19 protein-coding genes and 4 pseudogenes are annotated in these 24,183 nt (G+C 67.7%); 8 read left to right on the forward strand and 15 right to left on the reverse strand.

Translation table 11 applies throughout. The annotated features are described in order from the left end of the window. Window positions 1-3 precede the first annotated feature (3 nt). Both MBELCI_RS00445 and MBELCI_RS00450 read right to left on the reverse strand, forming a co-directional pair. Entirely contained in the window at window positions 4-681 is a 678-nt protein-coding gene (locus MBELCI_RS00445; protein ID WP_021692147.1) for an ABC transporter ATP-binding protein, read from the reverse strand. Further along, entirely contained in the window at window positions 674-1,960 is a 1,287-nt protein-coding gene (locus MBELCI_RS00450; protein ID WP_021692148.1) for a lipoprotein-releasing ABC transporter permease subunit, read from the reverse strand. The genes MBELCI_RS00445 and MBELCI_RS00450 overlap by 8 nt, the downstream gene beginning before the upstream one ends. Window positions 1,961-2,142: 182 nt before the next feature. Here MBELCI_RS00450 and MBELCI_RS20905 point away from each other — a divergent pair, with 182 nt between their 5' ends. Both MBELCI_RS20905 and MBELCI_RS20910 read left to right on the forward strand, forming a co-directional pair. After that, complete coding sequence (locus MBELCI_RS20905) at window positions 2,143-2,523, forward strand: alcohol dehydrogenase catalytic domain-containing protein (protein ID WP_021692150.1); 381 nt, start codon at window positions 2,143-2,145, stop codon at window positions 2,521-2,523. Continuing rightward, window positions 2,502-3,119, forward strand: coding sequence for an NAD(P)-dependent alcohol dehydrogenase (locus tag MBELCI_RS20910; RefSeq protein WP_021692151.1), 618 nt, complete (start codon window positions 2,502-2,504; stop codon window positions 3,117-3,119). The genes MBELCI_RS20905 and MBELCI_RS20910 overlap by 22 nt, the downstream gene beginning before the upstream one ends. A 3-nt stretch (window positions 3,120-3,122) precedes the next feature. On the opposite strand, the pseudogene proS reads toward MBELCI_RS20910, so the two are convergent. Next, a pseudogene (gene proS, locus MBELCI_RS00460) lies at window positions 3,123-4,459 on the reverse strand (proline--tRNA ligase). A gap of 212 nt (window positions 4,460-4,671) precedes the next feature. Between proS and MBELCI_RS00465 the strand changes: the two are divergent. The 4 genes from MBELCI_RS00465 (at window position 4,672) to MBELCI_RS00480 (ending at window position 10,413) form a co-directional block, all read left to right on the forward strand. Next, window positions 4,672-5,805 (forward strand): AI-2E family transporter, encoded by a 1,134-nt coding sequence (locus MBELCI_RS00465; protein WP_021692153.1) that lies wholly within the window; start codon window positions 4,672-4,674, stop codon window positions 5,803-5,805. Next, window positions 5,790-6,449, forward strand: coding sequence for a P-loop NTPase family protein (locus MBELCI_RS00470; RefSeq protein ID WP_021692154.1), 660 nt, complete (start codon window positions 5,790-5,792; stop codon window positions 6,447-6,449). The genes MBELCI_RS00465 and MBELCI_RS00470 overlap by 16 nt, the downstream gene beginning before the upstream one ends. Before the next feature lie 99 nt (window positions 6,450-6,548). Further along, entirely contained in the window at window positions 6,549-8,717 is a 2,169-nt protein-coding gene (locus MBELCI_RS00475) for an RNA degradosome polyphosphate kinase (RefSeq protein ID WP_045319510.1), read from the forward strand. 121 nt (window positions 8,718-8,838) lie between these two features. Further along, a complete protein-coding gene (locus tag MBELCI_RS00480; protein ID WP_021692156.1) occupies window positions 8,839-10,413 on the forward strand; it encodes a Ppx/GppA family phosphatase in 1,575 nt (524 codons plus the stop codon). Here MBELCI_RS00480 and MBELCI_RS00485 read toward each other — a convergent pair. The 6 genes and pseudogenes from MBELCI_RS00485 to scpA form a co-directional block, all read right to left on the reverse strand. Next, window positions 10,410-11,060 carry an HAD-IA family hydrolase gene (locus MBELCI_RS00485; protein ID WP_021692157.1) on the reverse strand — a complete coding sequence of 217 codons (651 nt, stop codon included), beginning with the start codon at window positions 11,058-11,060 and terminating at the stop codon, window positions 10,410-10,412. The genes MBELCI_RS00480 and MBELCI_RS00485 overlap by 4 nt on opposite strands. A 56-nt stretch (window positions 11,061-11,116) precedes the next feature. Further along, entirely contained in the window at window positions 11,117-11,491 is a 375-nt protein-coding gene (locus MBELCI_RS00490; protein WP_021692158.1) for a hypothetical protein, read from the reverse strand. A 9-nt stretch (window positions 11,492-11,500) separates the two neighbouring features. Beyond that, window positions 11,501-12,520: an endonuclease/exonuclease/phosphatase family protein gene (locus MBELCI_RS00495; protein WP_021692159.1), complete on the reverse strand. Its 1,020-nt coding sequence runs from the start codon at window positions 12,518-12,520 to the stop codon at window positions 11,501-11,503. Beyond that, window positions 12,520-13,251 carry a molecular chaperone DjiA gene (locus tag MBELCI_RS00500; RefSeq protein WP_021692160.1) on the reverse strand — a complete coding sequence of 244 codons (732 nt, stop codon included), beginning with the start codon at window positions 13,249-13,251 and terminating at the stop codon, window positions 12,520-12,522. The genes MBELCI_RS00495 and MBELCI_RS00500 overlap by 1 nt, the downstream gene beginning before the upstream one ends. Before the next feature lie 31 nt (window positions 13,252-13,282). Further along, the gene (locus MBELCI_RS00505) at window positions 13,283-13,705 is read right to left on the reverse strand and encodes a GNAT family N-acetyltransferase (protein WP_369385332.1); all 423 of its coding nucleotides are present in this window, start codon (window positions 13,703-13,705) and stop codon (window positions 13,283-13,285) included. A gap of 125 nt (window positions 13,706-13,830) precedes the next feature. Beyond that, a pseudogene (gene scpA, locus MBELCI_RS00510) lies at window positions 13,831-15,962 on the reverse strand (methylmalonyl-CoA mutase). 116 nt (window positions 15,963-16,078) lie between these two features. On the opposite strand from scpA, the gene MBELCI_RS00515 reads away from it, so the two are divergent. Continuing rightward, a complete protein-coding gene (locus MBELCI_RS00515) occupies window positions 16,079-16,582 on the forward strand; it encodes a DUF4174 domain-containing protein (protein ID WP_021692164.1) in 504 nt (167 codons plus the stop codon). Here MBELCI_RS00515 and MBELCI_RS00520 read toward each other — a convergent pair. From MBELCI_RS00520 to MBELCI_RS00535, 4 genes and pseudogenes are all read right to left on the reverse strand, one after another. Next, window positions 16,579-18,578: pseudogene (locus MBELCI_RS00520) on the reverse strand (acetyl-CoA carboxylase biotin carboxylase subunit). The gene MBELCI_RS00515 and the pseudogene MBELCI_RS00520 overlap by 4 nt on opposite strands. Before the next feature lie 110 nt (window positions 18,579-18,688). After that, the gene (locus MBELCI_RS00525) at window positions 18,689-18,907 is read right to left on the reverse strand and encodes a hypothetical protein (protein ID WP_021692166.1); all 219 of its coding nucleotides are present in this window, start codon (window positions 18,905-18,907) and stop codon (window positions 18,689-18,691) included. Between the two features lie 181 nt (window positions 18,908-19,088). Further along, entirely contained in the window at window positions 19,089-19,478 is a 390-nt protein-coding gene (locus MBELCI_RS00530) for a hypothetical protein (protein ID WP_021692167.1), read from the reverse strand. Between the two features lie 137 nt (window positions 19,479-19,615). Next, window positions 19,616-21,148, reverse strand: coding sequence for an acyl-CoA carboxylase subunit beta (locus MBELCI_RS00535; protein ID WP_021692168.1), 1,533 nt, complete (start codon window positions 21,146-21,148; stop codon window positions 19,616-19,618). A 137-nt stretch (window positions 21,149-21,285) separates the two neighbouring features. Here MBELCI_RS00535 and MBELCI_RS19090 point away from each other — a divergent pair, with 137 nt between their 5' ends. Next, on the forward strand, window positions 21,286-21,705 hold the full coding sequence (locus MBELCI_RS19090; protein ID WP_021692169.1) for an ion channel: 420 nt from the start codon (window positions 21,286-21,288) through the stop codon (window positions 21,703-21,705). Window positions 21,706-21,709: 4 nt separating this feature from the next. Here MBELCI_RS19090 and MBELCI_RS00545 read toward each other — a convergent pair whose 3' ends face one another. Both MBELCI_RS00545 and betA read right to left on the reverse strand, forming a co-directional pair. Next, a complete protein-coding gene (locus MBELCI_RS00545; RefSeq protein WP_021692170.1) occupies window positions 21,710-22,384 on the reverse strand; it encodes a thermonuclease family protein in 675 nt (224 codons plus the stop codon). A gap of 81 nt (window positions 22,385-22,465) precedes the next feature. After that, a pseudogene (gene betA / locus MBELCI_RS00550) lies at window positions 22,466-24,120 on the reverse strand (choline dehydrogenase). Between the last annotated feature and the right edge of the window lie 63 nt (window positions 24,121-24,183).

The following is a 24,183-nucleotide window of genomic DNA, read 5'->3' on the forward strand; positions in this document are numbered from 1 at the left end:
GCCCTAAGCCACCACCCCGTGATCCATCCGAACCACCCGGTCCATCCGCGCTGCCAGCTCCAGATTATGCGTCGCGATCAGCGCCGAAAGCCCCGTGCCGCGCACCAGCTCCATCAGCGCGCCGAACACACGGTCCGAGGTGTCGGGGTCGAGGTTGCCCGTGGGCTCGTCGGCCAATAAGAGCCGCGGCGCATTGGCCAGCGCACGGCAGAAGGCCACGCGCTGCTGCTCGCCACCGGACAGCGCCGCCGGGCGGTGATCGGCGCGCGGCTCGACGCCAACCTGCGCCAGCAACTCGCGCGCCCGTGCCTCGGCGTCGCGGCGCGGCGTGCCGGAGGCAAGCTGCGGCAGCACGATGTTCTCGATCGCGGTGAACTCGGGCAGCAGGTGGTGAAACTGGTAGATGAAGCCCACATCGGCGCGGCGCACCTGCGTGCGCTTGCGGTCCGACAGCTTGCTCATCTCCTGCCCCGCGATCTCGACATGGCCCTCGTCGGGCGTGTCGAGAAGCCCCGCGATGTGCAAAAGCGTCGACTTGCCTGCCCCCGAAGGGGCGACCAAGGCAACCACTTCGCCCGGCTGGATCTCCAGATCCGCGCCGCGCAGCACTTGCACCTCGGACGGCTTGCCCTTGTTGTAGGTCTTGGTGAGGCCGGACAGCTTCAGGATCGGATCACTCATAGCGCAGCGCCTCGACTGGGTTCATCCGCGCCGCGCGGCGGGCGGGAAACAGCGTGATGACCCATGACAGGGTCAGCGACAGGGCCACGGCAGAGATCACGTCGCCCAGCTCCAGCTTGGCGGGCAGCGCGTAGATGCCGCGGATCGACGGGTCCCAGACCCCGCCGCCGGAGACGTAATTCACCGCCGCGAAGATCGGGTCGATCCAGATCGCGAAGGCGCAGCCCAAGATCACGCCCGCGAGCGTGCCGATCGTGCCGATGCCCGCGCCGCAGATGAAGAACACCCGCAGCACCGAGCCTTCGGTGAGCCCCATGGTGCGCAGGATGCCGATGTCGCGGCCCTTGTTCTTCACCAGCATGATCAGGCCCGAGATGATGTTCATCGAGGCGATCAGCACGAGGATCGACAGGATCACGAACATCACGTTGTCCTCGACCGTAAGCGCGCGCAGGAATGCGCCCGCGCTGTCGCGCCACGTCCACAGGAAGGCGGTCGGCCCGGCCACATCGAGGATCTCGGGCAGAAGTTCCTGCACGTTGTCGGGGTCCTCGACCATCACCTCGATCTCGTCCACCACGCCGTCGCGGTTGAAGAAGAGCTGCGCCTCGGACAGCGGCAGGTAGGCGCGGGTGCGGTCGATGTCATAGCGCCCGGCGGTGAAGATATAGGTCACCTCATAGGCCGAGACGCGCGGGCTCTGCCCCATCGGCGTGCGCGCGCCGTTGGGCGAGATCACCCTGACCTTGTCGCCGATCGCCACGCCCAGTTCGCGCGCGGCCCCCGAGCCCAGAGCGATGCCCTCATCGAACCGCGCGATGTCGCCCATCCCGGTTGCAGGATCGGCGATGCGCGGCAGGGAGGCGAGATCCCCGGCCGCGATGCCGTAGATCTCGATGCCCGCGTTCTCGTTGCCCGCGTTCAGCATCACCTGCCCGCGCACCACCGGGGCCGCACGGCTCACTCCTTCGATCTGCCCGAGGCGCTGCGACAGGTCCGCGTAACCCTCGATCACCTGCCGGGTGATGTCGGTGCCTTCGATCACGCTGTCCTGATAGACGGTGACATGGGCATTCGCGCCGAGGATCGTGTCGATGAACTCCTCGCGGAAACCCGCGCGCACCGACAGCGTCGCGATCAGCGCGAAGACCGCGAGCGTGATGCCGACGAGGCTGATCCAGGTCATGACGCTGACCCCGCCTTCGGCGCGGCGGGCGCGGATGTAGCGCCAGGCGATCATCCACTCGAAGGCGGAAAACGGGGCGGTGCGGTTGGCCATGCGGGGTCCCTTGAAATGCGCGCGGACCTTGGGGGCGGTCGCGGGCGGGGTCAAGCCGCCCCGGCGCCGCCTCACGCCACGGTGTCGGCGCGGCTTGACGCACGTGCCGGGGCCGGGTCAGCTTGGAAGGGGGATGTCATGCGCGCGCAAGCCGTCATGGCCGTATCAGGAGGAGAGCGCGAATGCGCGCCGTGATCTGCCGCGCCTATGGCGGCCCGGAACATCTCGAGATCGTCGACCGGCCGCTGCCCGCGCCGGGCCAGGGAGAGATCCGCGTCGGGCTTTGCGCCGGAACGGTGAGCGCGGGCGACTGGCGCATCCGCTCGCTGAGCGTGCCGCGTGGCTACGGGCTGGTGGTGCGGATGGCCTTCGGCTGGTCGGGGCCGCGCAACCCGGTGCTGGGCACCGCCTTTTCGGGGGTGGTCGAGGCGGTGGGCGAAGACGTGACCCGGTTCGCCGTGGGCGACGAGGTGTTTGGCAGCACCGGCAGCGCCATGGGCGCCCATGCCGAGGCGGTGGTGCTCCCCGAGGCGGGTGCGTGGTGCACAAGCCGCATGTGCTGAGCCACGGGCAGGCCGCCGCCCTGCCCTTCGGCGCGATCACGGCGCTGCAGTTCCTGCGCGACAAGGGGCGGCTGAAGCAGGGCCAGCGGCTTTGCGTGGTCGGGGCCTCGGGTGCGGTGGGCGTGGCGGCGGTACAGATCGGCCGGGCGATGCGGGCGCGGGTGACGGCGGTGTGCTCTGCCGCCAATGCCGATCTGGTGCGCGATCTCGGCGCACATGAGGTGATCGCGCATGACGAGGAAGCGCCGTTCACCCGCGAGGGCTATTACGATGTGATCCTCGACGCCGTGGGCACGGCCCCCTTGGGCCTGCGGATGCGGGCTCTGGCGCCCAAGGGCCGGCTGCTGCTGGTCTATGCCGGGCTCGGCACCGAGATCGGCGCCCGTTTCACCCGGCGCGGCGGCAGGCGGGCCAAGAGCGGCGTAGCCACCGAGACCCGCGCCGACATGGAGGAGATCGCCCGGCTGGTGGAGGCGGGCGACCTGCGCGCGGTGATCGACAGCCGCTACCGGCTGTCGGAGATCGCGCAGGCCTATGACCGGGTCGCGACCGGGCGCAAGCGCGGCGCCGTGGTGCTGCTCCCCGACGAGGTCTAGGCCTCAGAGATAGGCGTAGATCCGGGCGATCTTCTCGACCGCCTGTTCGGGCGGCAGCTCCTCGCTCTCGCCGGTGCGGCGCGAGACCAGTTCGACCACGCCGTTCTTGAGCCCCTTGGGCCCCACCGTGATGCGCCACGGCAGGCCGATCAGGTCCATGGTGGCGAACTTCGCTCCCGCCCGCTCGTCGCGGTCGTCATAAAGCGGGTCGAGACCCAGTGTACGCAGGCCGGCATAGATGCCGGCGCAGGCGGCATCCGTCTCGGCGTCGCCCTGACGCAGGTTGACGATGCCGACATGGAATGGCGTGACGCCCTCGGGCCAGATGATGCCCTTGTCGTCGTGGCTGGCCTCGATGATCGCCCCCACCAGACGCTGACGCCGATGCCGTGGCTGCCCATCTCGACCGGCACGCGCGCGCCTTCGGCGTTGGTCACGGTGGCGCCCATCGCCTCGGAATACTTGGTGCCGAAGTAGAAGATCTGGCCGACCTCGATCCCGCGCGAGGTGCGGCGGCGCTCCTCTGGGACCTCGGCGAACAGCGCCGCGTCATGCGTCTCGTCGGTGCGCGCATAGGGCGTGGTCCATTCAGACACGATCTGCTTGAGCTGATCGGGATCCTCGTAGTTTACCATCCGCTCGCCGAGCTGCAGGTCGAGAATGGCACTGTCGTAGAACACCTCGCTCTCGCCGGTCTCGGCCAGCACGAGGAACTCATGCGTGTTCTCGCCGCCGATCGGACCTGAATCGGCACGCATCGGGATCGCCTTGAGGCCCATCCGCTCATAGGTGCGCAGGTAGCTCACCATGTGGCGGTCATAGGCCTCGAGCGCGCTCTCGCGGTCGACGTCGAAGTTGTAACCGTCCTTCATCAGGAATTCGCGGCCCCGCATCACACCAAAGCGCGGACGCATCTCGTCGCGGAACTTCCACTGGATATGGTACAGCGTCTTGGGCAGGTCGCGATAGGACGAGATGTAGCTGCGGAAGATGTCGGTGATCATCTCCTCGTTGGTGGGACCATAAAGCAGGTCGCGGCCCTGACGGTCCTTGATCCGCAGCATCTCCTCGCCATACGCCTCGTAGCGGCCGCTCTCGCGCCACAGGTCGGCGGGCTGCAGCGTCGGCATCAGGAGCGGGATGTGCCCGGCCTTCTGCTGCTCCTCGTCGACGATGCGCTCGATGTTGCGCAGCACCCGCAGCCCCAGCGGCAGCCACGAGTAGATGCCGGCGCCTGCCTGCTTGATCAGGCCCGCGCGCAGCATGTAGCGGTGGCTGACGATCTGCGCCTCGGCGGGCGTTTCCTTGAGCACGGGCAGGAAATAGCGGGTGAGGCGCATCGAGGATTCCTATGTCAGAAAGGCGGATCGGCAAAGAGGCAGACGAATCCCCCTGTAGGGGAGAGCCGCCCACCTGACAAGCGCCGTCCCGCTCCGCCCCCGCGCAGGTTGTGCGGGGCATGCCTAGTCCAAGTCGCGCCTGCCCCAAAAGGCTTGCGCGCCCGGGCCCCGGCGGCGACATAGGTGGGACATCCGCGCAAGGAGCGAATTCCGTGGCACTTCCGATCCAGCAACAGGCGCGTATCTGGGCCATCATCGCCGTGGTGACCTTCGTTCTGCTTTGGCTCCTGGGCGATGTGATCCTGCCCTTCCTCGTGGGTGGCGCGCTGGCCTATCTGCTCGATCCCGTGGCCGACCGGCTGGAGCGGCTGGGCCTCAGCCGGGCAATGTCGGTGGCGGTGATCGCGCTGGGCGTGGTGCTGATCTTCGCCGCCGCCGTGCTGCTGCTGATCCCGACGCTGATCCGCCAGACCAGTCAGCTCGTGCAGACGGCGCCCGAGCTGTTCTCGGGCCTGCGCGACTGGCTCGCGGCGCGGTTTCCCGACGTGATGGACGAAAGCTCGACCATCCGTGGCCAACTAGACGCCATTGGCTCGGCCGTGCAGGCCCGCGGCGGCGAGATCCTCAACGGGCTGCTTACCTCGGCGATGGGGGTGATCAACCTGCTGGTGCTCTTCGTCGTGGTGCCGGTGGTGGCGGTCTACCTGCTGGTCGACTGGGACCGGATGGTGGCGCGCATCGACGAGCTTCTGCCGCGCGAACACGCCCCCACCATCCGCCAGCTCGCGCGCGAGGTCGACCGGACACTGGCCTCCTTCGTGCGCGGACAGGGCCTCGTCTGCCTGATCCTGGGCACCTATTACGCGGTGGCGCTGGCGCTGGTGGGGCTCAACTTCGGCCTTGTGGTCGGCGCGGTCGCGGGTCTCGTCACCTTCATTCCTTACGTCGGAGCTCTGGTCGGCGGCGTTCTGGCCATCGGTCTGGCGCTGTTCCAGTTCTGGGGCGAATGGGTCTGGATCGGTGCGGTGGCAGGGATCTTCGTGGCGGGCCAGATGATCGAGGGCAACATCCTGACGCCGCGGCTCGTCGGCTCCTCGGTCGGGCTGCACCCGGTGTGGCTTTTGTTCGCGCTGGCTGTGTTCGGGGCGCTGTTCGGCTTCGTGGGCATGCTGGTCGCGGTACCGATCGCGGCGATGCTCGGCGTCTTCGCCCGCTTCGGCATCTCCCGCTATCAGGAAAGCGCGCTCTACCAGGGCACGGCCACGGCGATGCCGCCGCCGGTTTCACCACCCTCCGCGTCTTCCTCCGACACGACCTGCCCGGAGGATGCATGGCGTGGCAACTGAGCCTCGACTTGCCGCTCGCAGTGGCGCTGGGACCCGAGGACTTCATCCTGTCGCAGGCCAACCGCGCCGCCCATGAGATGGTCACGGCCGGGCGCTGGCCCGAGGGCAAGCTGGCGCTGATCGGCCCACCCGGATCGGGCAAGAGCCACCTCGCCCGAGTCTGGCAGGCCGAGAGCGAGGCGATGATCCTGCTGGCGCAGGACCTCGGGCCGAGTCTACCGCCCCCCGCCCCCGGCGCGGCCATCGTGGTCGAGGACATCCATCGCCTCGCTTCCGCCGCCGAAGCGACCTTGTTTCACCTGCACAACCGTCTCGCGGCCTCGGGCGGGCGGCTCCTGCTGACCGCCGACCGGGCGCCCGCGCGGCTCGACATCGCGCTCCCCGATCTTGCCAGCCGTCTTCAGGCGACGGCGGTGGCGCGCATCGAGGACCCCGACGACCGGCTTCTGGGAGCGGTGCTGGCCAAGCATTTCGCCGATCGGCAATTGGTGCCGATGGCCGACGTGATCCCCTATCTCGCCGTCCGGATCGAGCGCAGCTTTGCCGCCGCCGCCGCCGTGGTGGAGCGGCTGGACCGGATGGCGCTGGCCGAAGCGCGCCCCGTCAGCCGACCGCTGGCCCACCGGGCGCTGTACCGGGCCTGAGGCGGGTTCGAGGCGGGCCGCTGGACAATCCCGGCAAGCGAGCGCGATAGTGGGGCGACCCGTCACATCACCGTTGAAAAAATGCGCCAGACAGCACCCATGACACAGGCCGATTTCCTCGTCGCAGGCTTTCCCGAGCCGGTCGCGCTCGATGCCGACCTCTCGGGGCCGGCGCGTTTTGTCAATCGCGAGCTGAGCTGGCTCGGATTCAACTTCCGGGTGCTGGAGGAGGCCGAAAACCCGCGTGTGCCGCTCTTGGAGCGGCTGCGTTTCCTGTCGATCTCGGCCACTAATCTCGACGAATTCTATACTGTGCGCGTCGCGGGCCTGCGCGAGCTGGCACAGGCGGGCAACGCCACCCCGGCCATCGACGGGCTGGTCCCGGCCGAGCAGCTGCGCCAGATCGACAGCGAGGCGCGCGCGCTGATGGCGCGCCAGCAGGAGATCTTCAAGCTGCTCTGTGATGAGATGGCCGCGCAGAACATCACCATCCTGAACCGCACCGACGTGTCGAAGAAGGACATGGCCTACCTGTCGGACGCGTTTCTCAACCGCGTCTTTCCCGTGCTTTCGCCGCTGGCCATCGACCCTGCGCACCCCTTCCCCTTCATCCCCAACGAAGGTCTCGCGCTGGCGCTGTCGCTCGAACGCGCCTCCGACAAGAAGCCCTTGCGCGCGCTTCTGCCGGTGCCCGCGCAGATCGATCGCTTCGTCCAGCTTCCGACCGAAAACGGGCAGCGGTTCCTGCCGCTCGAGGAACTGCTGCTGCTCAATCTCGACCAGCTGTTTCCGGGCTACAGGATCAAGGGCCACTGCACCTTTCGCGTGTTGCGCGACAGCGATCTCGAGGTCGAGGAGGAGGCCGAGGACCTCGTGCGCGAGTTCGAGGTGGCGCTCAAGCGGCGGCGCCGGGGCGAAGTGGTGCGCATGAAGCTTTCGGCCGACGCGCCGCCCGCGCTCAAGGCCACCATCATGGAGGAGCTGCACATCCGCGACGCCGAGGTGGTCGAGGTCGAGGGGCTGATCGGCATCGGCAATCTCAAGGAGCTGGTGACCGACGCCCGCCCCGACCTGCTCTGGCCGCCCTTCACGCCGAGGGTGCCCGAGCGGGTGCAGGATCATGACGGCGACATGTTCGCGGCGATCCGGCAAAAGGACATGCTGCTGCACCACCCCTACGAGACCTTCGACATGGTCAACCGCTTCCTGCAGCAGGCGGCGACCGACCCGGACGTGGTGGCGATCAAGCAGACGCTCTACCGCACCTCGCGCAACTCGCCCATTGTCGAGGCGCTGTGCGAGGCGGCCGAGGACGGCAAGTCGGTGACGGCGCTGGTCGAGCTCAAGGCCCGCTTCGACGAGGCCGCCAACATCCGCCAGTCACGCCGTCTGGAGCGGGCGGGCGCGCATGTCGTCTACGGCTTCACCCAGTACAAGACCCACGCCAAGATCAGCACAGTGGTCCGGCGCGAAGGCGACAGCCTCGTCACCTACACCCATTTCGGCACCGGCAACTACCACCCCATCACCGCGCGGATCTACACCGACCTGTCCTTCTTCACCTGCGACGCGGCCTTGGGGCGCGATGCGACCAAGGTGTTCAACTATATCGGCGGTTCGGCCGAGCCGCTGGGTCTCGAGAACCTCGCGATCTCGCCGCTGACGTTGAAGCCGCGCCTGCTCGAGATGATCGCCGCCGAGGCGGAGCACGCGCGCGCGGGCCGCCCCGCCGAGATCTGGGCCAAGATGAACTCTCTCGTCGAGGCCGAGGTGATCGACGCGCTCTACGAAGCGAGCCGCGCTGGCGTGAAGATTTCCCTCGTGATCCGGGGCATCTGCGGGCTGCGTCCGGGCATCGCGGGGCTGAGCGAGAACATCCGGGTGAAATCCATCGTGGGCCGGTTTCTCGAACACAGCCGCATCGTGTGCTTTGGCAACGGGCGGGGCCTTCCGTCGAAGAAGGCGCGGGTGTTCATCTCCTCGGCAGACTGGATGGGCCGCAATCTCAACCGCCGGGTCGAGACGCTGGCCGAGATCACCAACCCCACGGTGAAGGCGCAGATCACCGATCAGATCATGGCCGCGAACCTCGCGGATGTCGCTCAAAGCTGGGTCATGGGGCCAGACGGGCGGTTTCGCCGGGCCGATTGGCCCGAGGACGGGCGCGCCTTCTCCTGCCACCGCTTCTTCATGGAAAACCCCTCGCTTTCGGGGCGCGGAAAGGCGGGTGCGGGTGACGTGCCGCAACTCACACACACCCACGAATGAGGCAAAGCCTACTCTTTCGTAGTGGATTCAACACTCAGGGCATTTTTCCTTTGCCCTCGCCGGGCAGGCCGTTAAGACCGCGCCCGATGCGGGGCGTTGACTCCGCGAGGGGCCGGGCCACATGCTGCGGCAGGATCATGGGGGCTTCATGAACGATCACAGCGACGCGCGCAGCGGCGACTGGGGGCCTTTCGGCCGGCCGCTCTTCGACGATCCCGAAACCCGTGCGCTGAGCCGCGTCGGCGTGGTCGATGTGGGCTCGAACTCGGTCCGTCTGGTCGTCTTCGACGGCGCGGCCCGGTCGCCGGCCTATTTCTACAATGAAAAGATCATGTGCGCCTTGGGCGAGGGCCTTTCGGAAACCAACCGCCTGTCGCCGAGAGGGCGCGAGCGGGCGCTGGCCGCGCTCAAGCGTTTTGCCACGCTGGCCGAGGGCATGGGGATCATGCCGCTGACCGCGGTGGCCACGGCGGCGGTGCGCGAGGCCGAGGACGGGCCGGAGTTCTGCGACGAGGTGCTGCGCGAGACCGGGATCGAGATCCATGTCATCGCGGGCGACGAGGAAGCGCGGCTCTCGGCGCAGGGCGTGCTTCTGGGCTGGCCCGGCTCCTACGGCATGGTCTGCGACATCGGCGGCTCGTCGATGGAACTCGCGGACATCGCCGAGGGCCGCGTTGGTCGCCGCCTGACATCGGCGCTGGGGCCCTTGAAGCTCAAGGAGGTCAAGGGCGGCGAGAAGGGTCTCGACGCCTATGTCAAGACCACGATCGAGCAGATCCACGACGAGATGCAGAACGAGACCGGGATGCGGCTGTTCCTTGTCGGGGGATCTTGGCGGGCCATTGCGCGCTGCGACATGACGCGGCGCGACTATCCTCTCACCGTGCTGCACGAATACCGCATGACCACCGACGCCGTGGCCGAGACGCGCAAGTACATCGAAAAGGAAGACCCCGAGGATCTGCGCGGCCGCGCCGGCGTGTCGTCGGACCGGATGGCGCTGGTGCCGCTGGCGATCCGGGTGCTCGACCGGTTGGTGCAGGTGTTCCAGCCCAAGGACATCACCATTTCTTCCTATGGCATTCGCGAGGGCATGCTCTATGAGCAGATGCCCCCCGCCCTGCGCGACCGCGACCCGCTGATCGAGGCCTGCCGCTTCGCCGAGGCCAAGGATGCGCGGATGCCGGGCTTCGGCCCGGTCCTGTTCGATTTCGTGCGCCCGTTGTTTCCGCATGCCGACTGGCAGCGCAAGCGGATCATCAAGGCCGCCTGCCTGCTGCACGACGTGAGCTGGCGCGCGCATCCCGACTACCGCCCGCAGGTCTGCTTCGACAACGCGACGCGGGCGAATCTCGGTGGGCTCAAGCATTCCGAGCGCGTGTTCCTCGGGCTGGCGCTGATGCATCGCTATTCTAACAAGCGCGAGGGCGCCCGTTATCAGGAGATGTTCACGCTCGTATCCGAGGAGGATCAGCGCGAGGCCGAGGTGCTGGGCCGGGCGATGCGGCTGGGCGCGATGCTCTGGCTCGGGGCCGAGACGGTGCCCGGCAATCTCGCTTGGAACGCCGTGGACAAGACGTTGACGCTCGATCTCGATCCGCGCGCGAAATCGCTGTTCAGCGAAGTGGCCGAGCAACGGTTCAAGTCGCTGGCCTCGGCGCTCGGTGCCACCGGGGAAGTGCGGCTGCGCGACTAGACCGCAAGGTCGGACAGGCGGCTCAGCCGTTCGGCTTTTGGCACGGAGAGCCGTCCCGGCGCGGCCCAGCCGACACCGCGGAAGGGCACGCCTGCTGCCCGCGCCGTCGCCTCGTCGACCTCGGTATCGCCCACATAGATCGCCGTCGTCACGCCGAGCGCGTCGATCACCGCGCGAAGGTGACCCGGATCGGGCTTGCGCGCGGGCACGGCATCCGCCCCGCGCACCGCGTCGAACAGCACCGCGAGGCCGAGCCCCTTTAAAACAGCAAGCGTCAGCGCCTGCGGCTTGTTGGTGCACAGCCCGAGCCGCCAGCCCGCCCCTTTCAACGTGGCGAGATCTTCGGCCACATGTGCATAGATCGTGGTCCGCGCCACGGGGGCCTCGGCATAGCTGTCGAGATAGGCGGCGGTGAGCGAGTCGATATCGGATGGCGTCGCCGGGGTGCGCTGACGGGCGAGCAGATCCGCCACCAGCCGGTGCGCGCCATTGCCGATCAGCTCCGTCACCACCGCCTCGTCCGTCGCCTCCAGCCCATGCGCCACGAAGGCCCGGTTCACCGCATCCGCAATGTCAGGTGCGCTGTCGATCAGCGTGCCGTCGAGATCGAAGACGGCGGCGCGTGGGCCGCTAGGCGTCTGGATCATGGGAGCATGTCCGTTCCATCCGTGAGCAGGTCAGGCACCTCGATGCGGGAGTAAAATCAGATTTCGATCTCGGGCGCGTCGATGTCGGGGGTGAAGTCAGGCGCTTCGCGCTTGCGGCGCAGGATGATGTCGCCGTTTTCGAGGATCTCGGGGGCTTCGTAATTGGCGATGTCGTCGATCCGGTCGAGCACCTGCATCAGCGCCGGTCCCATTTCGGACAGCAAGGCTCGCAGATGCGGCTCGGCAGTCTTGGCGAAGGCGCGGAAATCCTCGATGGCGGGCTCCATCTCGCCCATGATGCCCTCGAAGAACAGCTCCGCCCCGCGTTGCATCAGCCCAAAGCCCTCATCCTCGGGGGCCTCCTCGATCTGGGCGATGGCGGGGGCCGCCAACATGGCGGCGGCGAAGACGAAGGGAGCAATCTGTTTCATGACCCGGACCTAGGGGATCGGAGCGGATTTTCCAGTGAGGTCGAGGTCGAGGTCGAGCGTGACGGGAAAGTGATCCGAGGCCGCGAGCAGCGCCTCGCGCAAGGCGGTGTCGGCATAGATCCCGGGGTCGTCGAAGGGGTGCCAGATGCGCCAGCGCGGAGCATCGGCGCGCAGATCGGGCGAGATCATCGCATAATCGAGCAGCGCCGACAGGATGCGCCAGTCGGGCGGCACGGCGAACCGTGCGGTGGCGGGCTGCGCCGCCATCGGGTGCGACAGTGCGAGGGCCGCGTGCGGGTCGTAGAGCCGCCGCTCGGGTACCTCGCCCTCGCCCAGCACGATCTCGATCCCCGACCGGCCAAAGAGCCGCTCCTGCGCGTCGAGGCCGGGGCCGTCGTTGAAATCGCCCATCACCACCAGGCTGTCGCCTGCGTCGAGATGATCCTCGACCCGCGCGTGCAGCCAGCCGCATTGAGCGAGCTGCTTGCGCCGGTTCTCCACCGCGATACGGCGCAGATCGTCGGGCCCCTGCGCGCCATGCGGGGTCTTGGACTTGGCGTGAACCCCGATCAGGCGCAGCGCGGCGCCCTCGGCCTCGATGGCAAGCTCCAGGGGAGGTTTGGACCACGTGATCCGGGTGTCGCCCCGCCCCGCATGCAGATCGAAGCGCGGGGCTTTGGCGCTTGCGCGCGGGTCATGCCGAGCGCGCAGGCGCTCGGGGTCGTAGAGAAACGCGATCTCCTGCTGGGTGTGGCTGCGAAAACCGATCAGCGCCTCGGGCGTTCTCAGCCCCGCCTCGGCGGCAAACTCCTCCAGCGCCCGCATCCCATCGCGCGATCCGCCCGTATCCGGCGCTTCGACCACGACGATCCCATCCGCATCGAGCGCACGCATCACATGCGCAATGCCGGCGAGCTGCTGCGCGCGGGTAATTCCGTGACGGGCCGAGGGCGCGTCGTCGTGCTGCGGCCGGCCCGCATCGTCGAACAGCCGGTCGAACCAGGCGACGTTCCACGTCGCCAACCGCATCAGGCGCGGCCCTCGGCCTCGTTCGGGGTCCCGCCGGTCGCCGTCGCAGTGCGGCCTTGCCCTTCGGAGATCCGCTCCCACGCCCGGTTGGCCGAGATGAGACGACTCTCGGCCATCTTCATCGCCTCCTCGGGCAGGCCGCGCGCGGCGAGCCGGTCGGGATGAGTCTCGCGCACGATGGCGCGCCATGCGCTGCGGATCTCGGTCAGATCATCGTCGGGCGACACGCCGAGCACGTCATAGGGATCGGGTTCGCAATCGGGGACGAAGCGCGCGCGCAGCCGCGCGAAGCTGCGCTCGTCGATCTCGAAGATCTCCGCCACCTCCCGCAGAAAGGCGTTCTCGTCGGGGTGGTAATCGCCATCGGCGAGGGCGATGTGGAACAGCCCCTCCATCAGGTCGAACAGCGGGCCCCTTTCGCCGCGAAACATCCGTGCGATGCGGCGGGCGTAGTCGTCGAACCCCGCGACATCGGTGCGCGCCATGTTGAAGACCCGCGCGGCGTTGGCCTCTTCCTCGGGCGGGATGGTGAAGATCTCGCGAAAGGCGGCGACCTCGCCGCGCGTCACCTGCCCGTCGGCCTTGGCCATCTTCGCGCCCAAAGCGATCACCGCGATGGCGAAGGCCACCGAGCGTTCGGGCGGCGTGCGCAGCCGATCGAAGATCGAGGCGAGGCTTTCGCCCTGCCTCAGAGCCGCGATGGCTTCGGCTATGCGTGTCCAGATCGACATGGGTCCACCTTAGCGCCGCGTCGCGGCATTGTCAGAGTCGTTTCTGCAGGATGGCGAGATCGAGCCAACGGCCGAACTTGCGCCCCACTTCGGGCATGGTGCCGGTGCGTTCGAACCCCATGCGCTCGTGAAAGGCGATGCCCGCCGCGTTTTCGGCGGTGACACAGGCGACCATCACGTGTTTGTCGGCAGCGCGGGCGGTTTCGAAGAGCCGCTCCATCAGCAGCCGCCCCGCACCGCGCCCATGCAGGCCGGGTGCGAGCAGGATCGTGTGTTCGACGGTGTGGCGATAGCCGTCATTGCCGCGAAACGGGAACCAGCGGGCAAAACCCTGGACGCCGGACTCGTCCCAGACAAGGAACGGATCGCTATTGCCGATGATCTCGCAATCTCGGCCTCGCCCCGCTCGGTCGTGTTGAAGATCGAGGTCGTCTCGCGGATCACGCGATTCCAGATGGCGCCGAGGGCCGGGGCGTCATCGGGGGTGGCGGGGCGGATCATGGCGGGCCTCGGGCATAAGGGATTTCGGCGACCGTGATGTCGCGTCCTGCCCCGCGCCGCAAGAGCCGACTCGTCCTCTCAGCCGCGCGCGCGGATCATCGACAGGATCTTGGACGCGGCCTCTGGGATGTTGGTGCCCGGCCCGAAGATCGCCGCGACCCCCGCCTCCTTGAGCATCGCGTGATCCTGATCCGGGATCACACCGCCGCAGACCACGAGGATCTCGCCCGCGCCTGATCGCGCAGGGCCTGCACCAGCTTGGGCGCCAGCGTCCGGTGCCCTGCCGCCTGGCTGGAGATGCCAACGACATGCACGTCGTTGTCGAGCGCGTCCTGCGCGGCCTCCTCGGGCGTCTGGAACAGCGGCCCCATATCAACGTCAAAGCCCAGATCGGCAAAGGCGGTGGCGATCACCTTGGCGCCGCGGTCGTGGCCGTCCTGCCCCATCTTGACCACGAGCATGCGCGGGCGGCGGCCTTCTTCTCCGGCGAACGCGGCGATCTCGCGCTGGATGCGCTCGAAGCCCGCATCCCCCTCCCAAGCCTTGCCATAGACGCCCGCGAGCGTCTTCACCTCGGCCCGGTGCCGCCCGAAGACCTTTTCCATCGCCATGCTGATCTCCCCCACCGTGGCGCGGGCGCGGGCCGCCTCGACCGCCGCGGCCAGCAGGTTGCCATCCTCGCGCGCCGCTGCTTCGAGGGCCGCCAGCGCCGCGTCGCAGGCCGCCTCGTCACGCGTCGACCGGATCTTCTCCAGCCGCGCCACCTGCCCGTCGCGCACCTTGACGTTGTCGATGTCGAGGATGTCGATCGCATCCTCGCGCTCTTTGCGATATTTGTTCACGCCGACGATGACCTGCTCGCCCCGGTCGATCAGCGCCTGCCGTTTGGCCGCCGTCTCCTCGATCCGAAGCTTGGGCATGCCGGAGGCCACCGCGCGGGTCATGCCGCCCAGGCCCTCGACCTCCTCGATCAGCGCCCATGCTTTCTCGGCCAGCTCTTGGGTCAGGCTCTCGACGTAATAGGACCCCGCCAGCGGATCGACGACATCGGTGATGCCGGTCTCCTCCTGCAGGATCAGCTGGGTATTGCGCGCGATGCGGGCCGAGAAGTCGGTCGGCAGGGCGATCGCCTCGTCGAGCGCGTTGGTGTGCAGCGACTGGGTGCCGCCGAGCACCGCCGACAGCGCCTCGTAGGCGGTGCGCACCACGTTGTTGTAGGGGTCCTGCGCCTGCAGGCTGACGCCGGACGTCTGGCAATGGGTGCGCAGCATCAGGGATTTAGGGTCCTTCGGTTCGAACTCCTCCATGATCTTGTGCCACAAGAGCCGCGCGGCGCGCAGCTTCGCGGCTTCCATGAAGAAATTCATGCCGATGGCGAAGAAGAAGCTTAGACGCCCGGCGAAGCGGTCCACATCCATGCCACGCGCGATGGCGGCGCGGACGTATTCGCGCCCGTCGGCCAGCGTGAAGGCCAGCTCCTGCACGAGGTCGGCCCCCGCCTCCTGCATGTGGTAACCCGAGATCGAGACCGAGTTGAATTTCGGCATGTGGTCGGCGGTGTGTTCGATGATGTCGGCCACGATCCGCATCGAAGGCTCGGGCGGATAAACATAGGTGTTGCGGACCATGAACTCCTTGAGGATGTCGTTCTGGATCGTGCCCGAAAGCTTGCCCACCGGCACGCCCTGCTCCTCGCCCGCGACGATGAAGCTGGCGAGGATCGGGATCACCGCGCCGTTCATCGTCATCGACACCGACACCTCACCCAGCGGGATGCCGTCGAACAGGATCTTCATGTCCTCGACGCTGTCGATCGCCACGCCGGCCTTGCCCACGTCGCCCTCGACGCGGGGGTGGTCGCTGTCATAGCCGCGATGAGTGGCGAGATCGAAGGCGACCGACACCCCCTGCTGACCGCTCTCCAGCGCCCGGCGATAAAAGGCGTTCGACTCCTCGGCCGTGGAAAACCCGGCATATTGTCGGATCGTCCAGGGGCGTCCGGCATACATCGTGGATTTCACGCCGCGCATATAAGGTGCCTCGCCCGGCAGGGCGTGCAGGTGCGACAGCCCTTCGAGATCGCCCGCATCATAGACGGGCTTCACCTCGATCCCCTCCAGCGTGTCGCGGCGCAGGCTTTCGGGGTCGCGCCCCTTCAGCTCGGCACGGGCGCGTGCGGCCCAGTCGTCGCGGCGGTCTTGATCGGCCATGCTTTCTCCTCCGGTCCCGGTCGAGAGTGTGCCGCGCCACGAGACATTGCGCCAGTCCCGGCACCTATTGTCGCGCCGCCCTTCGCGTCGGGGCAATTCGCGCCTATGTTGAAGACATGAAACAGCTTCGCCCCCTCTTCGCGCTCATGGCCCTTTTGTGGGCCGCCCCCCTCGTCGCCGCGCAGGAGGCCCCGGACCTGCTGACGCGCTGGGCCGAAGAGCCGCGCGCCGCCTACCCGGTGGGCGAGGCCGAGCTTGACGATTTCGAATTCGTGGCGCGGCCGATCGTGGTCTTTGCCGACGGGCCAAGCGATCCGCAGTTCCAGAGGCAGATGGCGTTTCTGGCTGAGCGGATCGACGATCTCGCGGTGCGCGACGTGATCGTGCTGATCGACACCGACCCCGAGGCGCGCGGCCCGATCCGCCGATCGCTGCGGCCGCGCGGCTTTGCCGTCGTGCTGATCGGCAAGGACGGCCGCATCGCCCAGCGCAAGCCCGCGCCCTTCACCGGGCGCGAGCTGATCCGCGCCATCGACAAGCTGCCGCTGCGCCAGCAGGAAATACGCGACGCCAACCAGCCGATCGACCGGGCCGGGGCGCAGGCGCTACCGACGCGCTAGTCGAACTCCATGATCACGGCGTCGACGGCGAGGTTGTCGCCCGCCTCGGCCATGATGCGGGCGACACGACCCTGACGCTCCGCGCGCAGCAGGTTCTCCATCTTCATCGCCTCGACCGTACAGAGCGCCTGCCCCGCCTGCACTTCATCGCCCTCGGCCACATGCAGTGCCGTGACCACGCCCGGCATCGGGCAAAGCAGCAACTTCGAGGTGTCGGGGGGCTGCTTTTCGAGCATCAGGGCGGCCAGTTCGGCCTGTCTCGGGGTCATTACCCGTGCCCGTAGATCGGCCCCGCGTCCACGCAGCCGAAACCCCATGGGAAGCGTATCGACCTTGAGCACCAGCGGCGCCTCGCCCACCATGAGCCGCGCCAGCGTCCGGCCTGGCATCCAGTCGCTTTCAACGCGCAGCGCCTCGCCGCCGTCGAATCGCACCTCCGCCCCGTCGCGGTCGGTGGTAAGCGACAGTTCGAAGCGCGCCGCACCAAGCGTCACCACCCAGTCGGTGCCGACGCGGCGCTCGTGATGATCCATGCGTCCCGAAATCCGGGCGCGCCTGATTTCCGAGACCCGGTGCATCGCCGCTGCCGCCGCCGCGATGCGGCGCAGCTCGGCCTCGGGCAGTTCGGCCCCGGTGAAACCTTGGGGGAACTCCTCCTCGATGAAGCCGGTCGTGATCTCGCCCGAGACGAAGCGCGGGTGGTCCATCACGGCCGAGAGGAATGGCAGATTGTGTCCGATGCCCTCGACCTCGAAGCCGTCGAGCGCCTCGCGCATCGCGGCGATGGCGCGGAGCCGGTCGGGCGCCATGTGCAGAGCTTGGCGATCATCGGGTCATAATGCATCGAGATTTCGCCGCCCTCGAACACGCCGGTATCGTTGCGCACGGCACGCTCGGGCGTGGCGATCTCCTCGGGCGGGCGGTAGCGCGTCAGGCGACCGATCGAGGGCAAGAAGCCGCGATACGGGTCTTCGGCGTAAAGTCGGCTTTCGATGGCCCAGCCGTTGAGCGGGATGTCGGCCTGCGCGAAGGGCAGCTTTTCGCCCGCCGCCACGCGGATCATCTGCTCCACGAGGTCGATGCCGGTGATCAACTCGGTCACCGGATGCTCGACCTGCAACCGGGTGTTCATCTCGAGAAAATAGAAGTTGCGGTCGCCGTCGACGATGAACTCGACCGTGCCGGCGCTAGTGTAGCCTACGGCCTGCGCCAGAGACACCGCCTGCTGCCCCATGGCGCGGCGCGTGGCGTCGTCGAGAAAGGGCGACGGGGCCTCTTCGATGACCTTCTGGTTGCGGCGCTGGATCGAGCATTCGCGCTCGTGCAGCCAGACGGCGTTGCCATGGCCGTCGCACAGCACCTGGATCTCGATATGGCGTGGCGAGGTGACGAATTTCTCGATGAAAATCCGGTCGTCGCCAAAACTCGATGCGGCCTCGGATTTCGAGGCGCGAAAGCCCTCGCGCGCGCCCGCGTCGTCATGGGCGATGCGCATCCCCTTGCCGCCGCCTCCGGCGCTGGCCTTGATCATCACCGGATAGCCGATCTCACGCGCGATCCGCACCGCCTCCTCGGCGTCCGCGATCAGCCCCATATGGCCCGGCACGGTCGAAACGCCCGCTTCGGCTGCGAGCTTCTTGGAGGTGATCTTGTCGCCCATCGCCTCGATCGCGGTCGCGGGCGGGCCGATGAAGGCGACGCCTTCTTCCGACAGCGCATGGGCGAAGCGCGGGTTCTCCGACAGGAACCCGTAACCCGGATGCACCGCCTGAGCGCCGCTGCGGCGCACCGCCTCCATGACCCGGTCGATGGAGATGTAGGATTGCGCGGCCGCAGCGGGTCCGATCTCGATCGCCTCGTCGGCCATGCGCACATGCAGCGCGTCGCGGTCGGCTTCGGAATGCACCGCGACGGTGCGGATGCCCATGGCGCGGGCGCTGCGGATCACCCGGCAGGCGATCTCACCGCGATTGGCGATCAGGATCTTGTCGAACATCGTGCCCCTCTCATTGGCCTTTCCGGCCGATCACGAAAAAGGGCCGCCGGGATCTCTCCGGCGGCCCGTCATGTCATGCGCGTCCGGCCGAGGCCGGTCGCGTGCTCGGCTCAGTAGCAGCCGTTCGCGTTCGGGTTGGTGACGCAGGGCGCGATGCCGCCGATCGCACCACCGATGAGCGCGCCGTTGACGGCGCTCTCGCCGGCGACCTGCGCGACAGCGGCGCCGGTGAGGGCGCCGGTCGCGGCGCGCTCACCGGGGGTGGCGCCACAGGCGGCCAGAGTAGCGGCGACGCCGAGCGCGCCGAAGAGTTTGAACGTGGATGCCATTCTTGGTCTCCGAAAATGAATGGTTGTGCCCCAGATGACGCTGTCAGTGCCACTTCGCAGGGGTCTGCGCAAGTGAGAGCGATGCCCCGCCGGGCGCGGTCGGCATCACAGCCAAGGCATGGGCGGCAACCCGCCACTACCCGCGCCGGATATTCGACGCCCTCCCCGGCGTGATCGGCCTTCACCAGCCCTCGCCCTCGTCCTCGGCGTCATCCTCGTCCTCGTCGGCCCCGAAGACGTCGGGAAAGCTGCGCCGCGCCACGTCGACGTCGATGCGCAGCAGCGCGTCGTAATCCTGTGGATCGAAAGGGTCCTCGGCGGGCACCACCTCGCGGCCAAAGAGCCAGCTCAGCCGCGCTGCATCGAGATTGCCGCGCATGAAAGGCTCCTCGCCGAACTGCGCCCAGAGAGCGGCCATGAAGCCTTCGTCGGCGCGCCGGTCGGGCGGGCGCCGGTCGCGAAAGCGTTCGCGCCGGATGATCTTGGTCGGGCCGTCCTTGGCCGCGCGCCTGATCGTGAATTGAAAGTCGGTGCCGGGCAGCCGGCCGGGAAATCCGCGGTGCTTTTCCATGTCAATCGTGTCCTCGGGCTGCGCCGCGCGATCCGCGGCAGGCCGCCTGATAGCCCGGCAGGACGGCCCGCACCATCCCGTGCCGCCAGTTCGGGGCCGCCGGAGGCGAGGGGACCGGGTCCAAGGCCCTACCCTGTTCAGAGCGGGATGTTGTCATGCTTCTTCCACGGGTTCTGGAGCGATTTGCCGCGCAACGAGGCAAAGGCCCGCGCCACCCTGCGGCGGGTCGAATGCGGCATGATCACCTCGTCGATGAAGCCCCGCTCGGCGGCGATGAAGGGGTTGGCGAAGCGGTCCTCGTAATCCTTGGTGCGCGCGGCGATCTTCTCGGGCTCGCCCAACTCGGAGCGATAGAGGATCTCGGTCGCGCCCCTCGCCCCCATCACCGCGATCTCGGCGGTGGGCCAGGCATAGTTGAAATCGCCGCGCAGGTGCTTGGAGGCCATCACGTCATAGGCGCCGCCATAGGCCTTGCGGGTGATCAGCGTCACCTTGGGCACCGTCGCCTCGCCATAGGCGAACAGCAGCTTGGCCCCGTGCTTGATGACGCCGCCCAGTTCCTGCCCGGTGCCGGGCAGAAAGCCCGGCACGTCGACCAGGGTCAGGATCGGGATTTCAAAGGCATCGCAGAACCGCACGAAGCGCGCGGCCTTGCGCGCGCTGTCGATGTCTAGACAGCCCGCCAGCACCATCGGCTGGTTGGCCACGACGCCCACGGTAGAGCCTTCAAGCCGGATGAAACCGGTAAGGATGTTGCGCGCGAACTCGGCCTGGATCTCGAAGAAATCGCCCTCGTCGGCGAGCTTTCGCACCAGTTCGTGCATGTCGTAGGGCTGGTTGGGGTTGGCGGGCACGAGGCTGTCGAGGCTCGGCTCCTCGCGCGCGACATCGTCGAAGAACGGCCGGCGCGGCGGCTTCTCGCGGTTGTTGAGCGGTAGGAAGTCGATCAAACGGCGGGTCTCGGCGATCGCCTCGACGTCGTTCTCGAAGGCGGCGTCGGCGACCGAGGACTTGCGACTGTGGGTCGTGGCCCCGCCAAGCTCCTCGGCGGTCACGACCTCGCCGGTCACGGTCTTGACCACGTCGGGGCCGGTTACGAACATGTAGGAGCTGTCCTTCACCATGAAGATGAAGTCGGTCATGGCGGGGGAATAGACGGCCCCTCCCGCGCAGGGCCCCATGATGAGCGAGATCTGCGGCACCACGCCCGAGGCCAGCACGTTGCGCTGGAACACCTCGGCATAGCCCCCGAGGCTCGCCACCCCCTCTTGGATGCGCGCGCCGCCCGAATCGTTGATGCCCACGACCGGCGCGCCGTTGCGCATCGCCATATCCATGATCTTGCAGATCTTTTGGGCGTGGGTTTCCGAAAGCGATCCACCGAAGACAGTGAAGTCCTGGCTGAACACATAGATCATCCGGCCGTTGACCGTGCCCCAGCCGGTGACGACACCGTCGCCCGGGGGGCGGCTCTCTTCCATGCCGAAATCTGTGCAGCGGTGGGCGACGAACATGTCGAACTCTTCGAAGGACCCCTCGTCGAGCAGCAACTCGATGCGTTCGCGCGCGGTCAGCTTGCCCTTGGCGTGCTGCGCGGCGATGCGCGCCTCGCCCCCGCCCTGCCGGGCCGTGTCGCGCCGCGCCTCGAGTGCCTCCAGAATGTCCTGCATCGCCGTCTCCCTCTGTGCAGGGCAGGCTGGCCGATCACGCGAAGCAAGGCAAGTCCCCGTCGCGACGCGATTTCCCCGGCAGTCGAGGCACGGGATTTACCGCTTGCGCGAGGCGGCGGATGGCCTAGGTCAGGGGCATGTTGCTCGGCATCGCCATCCTGCTCGTGATCGTTCTCGGCTCGGTACATCATTTCGGCCTTGTGCTCTGCCGACATGTGCTGCCGCAGGCCGAGGGGCGAAATTCACTGGTACCGCTCGGGGCCTTCATCCTGACCGCGCTGCTGCACATGATACACATCGCGATCGGCGCTGCGCTCTACCAGATCTTGCAGGAGCACGTCTTTCCCGGTGGGTTGGGCACCAGCTTCACCGACTGGGTCGATTACACCTATCTTTCGGCCATCGCCTTCTCGACCGTGGGGTTCGGCGATCTCGACGTGACAGGGCCCATGCGGCTGGTGGTCGGCGCGCAGTCCATGGCGGGATTCATGATCATCACCTGGTCGGCGACCTTCATCTACGACGTCTCGGCCAAGCAGCTCGAAAAACACCGCTGAGCGATCAGCTCCCGGCGTGACGCCATCCCGCGCGCCGCGCCTCGGCTTCGTTGCAGAACCAGCGTTCGCCCGATGCGGTGTCGATCTTGGTGCGCCCGTAATAGGGATCGCCCGGCATGTGATAGATCCGCCCGCCCCCCGAAACGTTCCCCTTGATTGCGCAGCCGCCCGCGCCGGTGCGCTCGGGTTCGGGCTGCGCGTTTCCCGCCCGCCTGGCGCGCCGCCAGTCCCATGGCGCCTCGACCTCACCGCGCCAGATGCCGCGCCCGGCGTCGCGCGCGGCGGCCTCTTGGGGCAGATAGTCCTTGGAGTATTCGACATAGGCGAAGGCCAGCCCCTCGGAGACCAGCGTTTCGCCGATATCGGCCCCGCCCACCGCACAGCGCGCCACGATACGTTCGTAGCGGTCGATATCGACCGTCTCGCAGGCGGCGATGCGCCCCGCAAAGCGCAGCGACGCCTCTTGGGTGACCCAGTTGCCGCAAGCCCATTGCGCGCCCGATCCGGTGCCGCAGCTCTGCGCGGTTTCGGGCGCGTCGACCCCGTGCAGGCGCACCCGCGCGCCGCCGACGTCGAGAGTGTCACCATCGATCACCGCCACCGTTCCGGCAGGGCCGGCGGCGGGAGCGGGCTCAGGGCTGCACAGGCCGAAAAAGGCGAGGATCGCAAAGCAGGGCATGACAGAGATGTCGGCGCATTTTCCCGCTTCGGCAAGAGTGCCGTTAACATAAAGTTAAGGAATTCCTGCGATGGGCGATTCTCAGCGTTGCGCCACCCGCCATGCGGGATGAATCCACGGCTCTTCGTCCGAAGGCGGCAGGCTGCGACCGAGGATGTGGTCGGAGGCCTTCTCGCCCACCATGATCGAGGGCGCGTTGAGGTTGCCATTGGTGATGCGCGGAAAGATCGAGCTGTCGGCCACGCGAAGCCCGTCGATGCCGATCACCCGGCATTCGGGATCGACAACGGCCCCCGCGTCGTCCGCGGCCCCCATCCGGCAGGTCCCGCAGGGGTGATAGGCGCTTTCGACATGTTCCTTGATCGCCTCGTTCAACTGATCGTCGCTTTGATATTCATCGCCCGGCAGGATCTCGTGGCCCCTGTAGGGCGCAAAGGCGCGCTGACCGAAGATCTCGCGGGTGAGCCGGATGCAGGTCCGGAAATCGGCCCAGTCCTGTTCGGTCGACATGTAGTTGAACAGGATCTTCGGCGCCTCGGCGGGATCGTTCGAGGCCAGCGTGACATGCCCGCGCGAGCCCGAGCGCATCGGCCCGACATGCGCCTGAAAGCCGTGGCCCTCGGCCGCCGCCTGCCCGTCATAGCGCACGGCCATGGGCAGGAAGTGATACTGGATGTCGGGATACTCCACGCCCGCGCGCGACCGGATGAAACCCGCGCTCTCGAACTGGTTCGAGGCCCCGAGGCCGGTACGGTTCAGCATCCACTGCGTGCCGACCACGCCCTTGCCCCACAGGTTCCAGTGGCTGAACAGCGAGACCGGCTGCGTCGCAGCCATCTGGATGTACATCTCCAGATGGTCCTGAAGATTCTGTCCCACGCCCGGGCGGTCGGCCACCACCTCGATGCCGTGCTCGGCCAGATGCGCCGCCGGACCGATGCCGGACAGCATCAGCAGTTTGGGCGAGTTGATCGAGGAAGCGGCGACGATCACCTCGCGCGCGCCCGGATCACCTCGGTCTTCGAGCCGCGATTGATCTCGACGCCGATCGCGCGGCCATTCTTGAGCACCACGCGACGCGCCAGCCCGCGCACGAGGGTGCAGTTGTCGCGCTTGAGCGCGGGGCGCAGATAGGCGTTGGCCGCCGACCAGCGGGTGCCCTGCCAGATCGTCGCCTCCATTGGGCCGAAGCCCTCCTGCTTTTCGCCGTTGTAATCATCGGTGAGTTGGTAGCCCGCCTGCCCGCCCGCCTCGACGAAGGCGCGGGTGAGAGGATTGTCGCGCGGACCACGCGTCACATGCAGCGGCCCGTCATGGCCCCTGCGGGCGGGGTCGCCGCCGTGGCCGCTATCGTGCCAGTTCTCCATGCGCCGGAAATAGGGCAGGACGCCAGCATAGTCCCAGCCGTCGGCCCCCATCTCGGACCACGTGTCGAAATCGCGCGCGTGGCCACGCACATAGACCATGCCGTTGATCGAGGAAGAGCCGCCGATCACCTTGCCGCGCGGCGTGGCGAGACGGCGGCCGCCCAGATGCGGCTCGGGTTCGGAGCGATAGCCCCAGTCGTAGCGCGCCATGTTCATCGGGTAGCTGAGCGCGCCCGGCATCTGGATGAACGGCCCCGCGTCAGTGCCGCCATGCTCGATGACGATAACGCTCTTGCCCGCCTCGGAGAGGCGGTAAGCCATGGTGCAGCCGGCGCTTCCGGCCCCGATGATGACGTAGTCCGCTTGCATGTCAGACACCCGTGTCTTGCCGGACCGGCGTTCGTGGCGCCGCTCCGTTATCGTTGAGTTGAA

This window comes from Limimaricola cinnabarinus LL-001, from assembly GCF_000466965.1.
In the GTDB taxonomy this organism is placed as follows: Bacteria; Pseudomonadota; Alphaproteobacteria; order Rhodobacterales; family Rhodobacteraceae; genus Limimaricola; species Limimaricola cinnabarinus.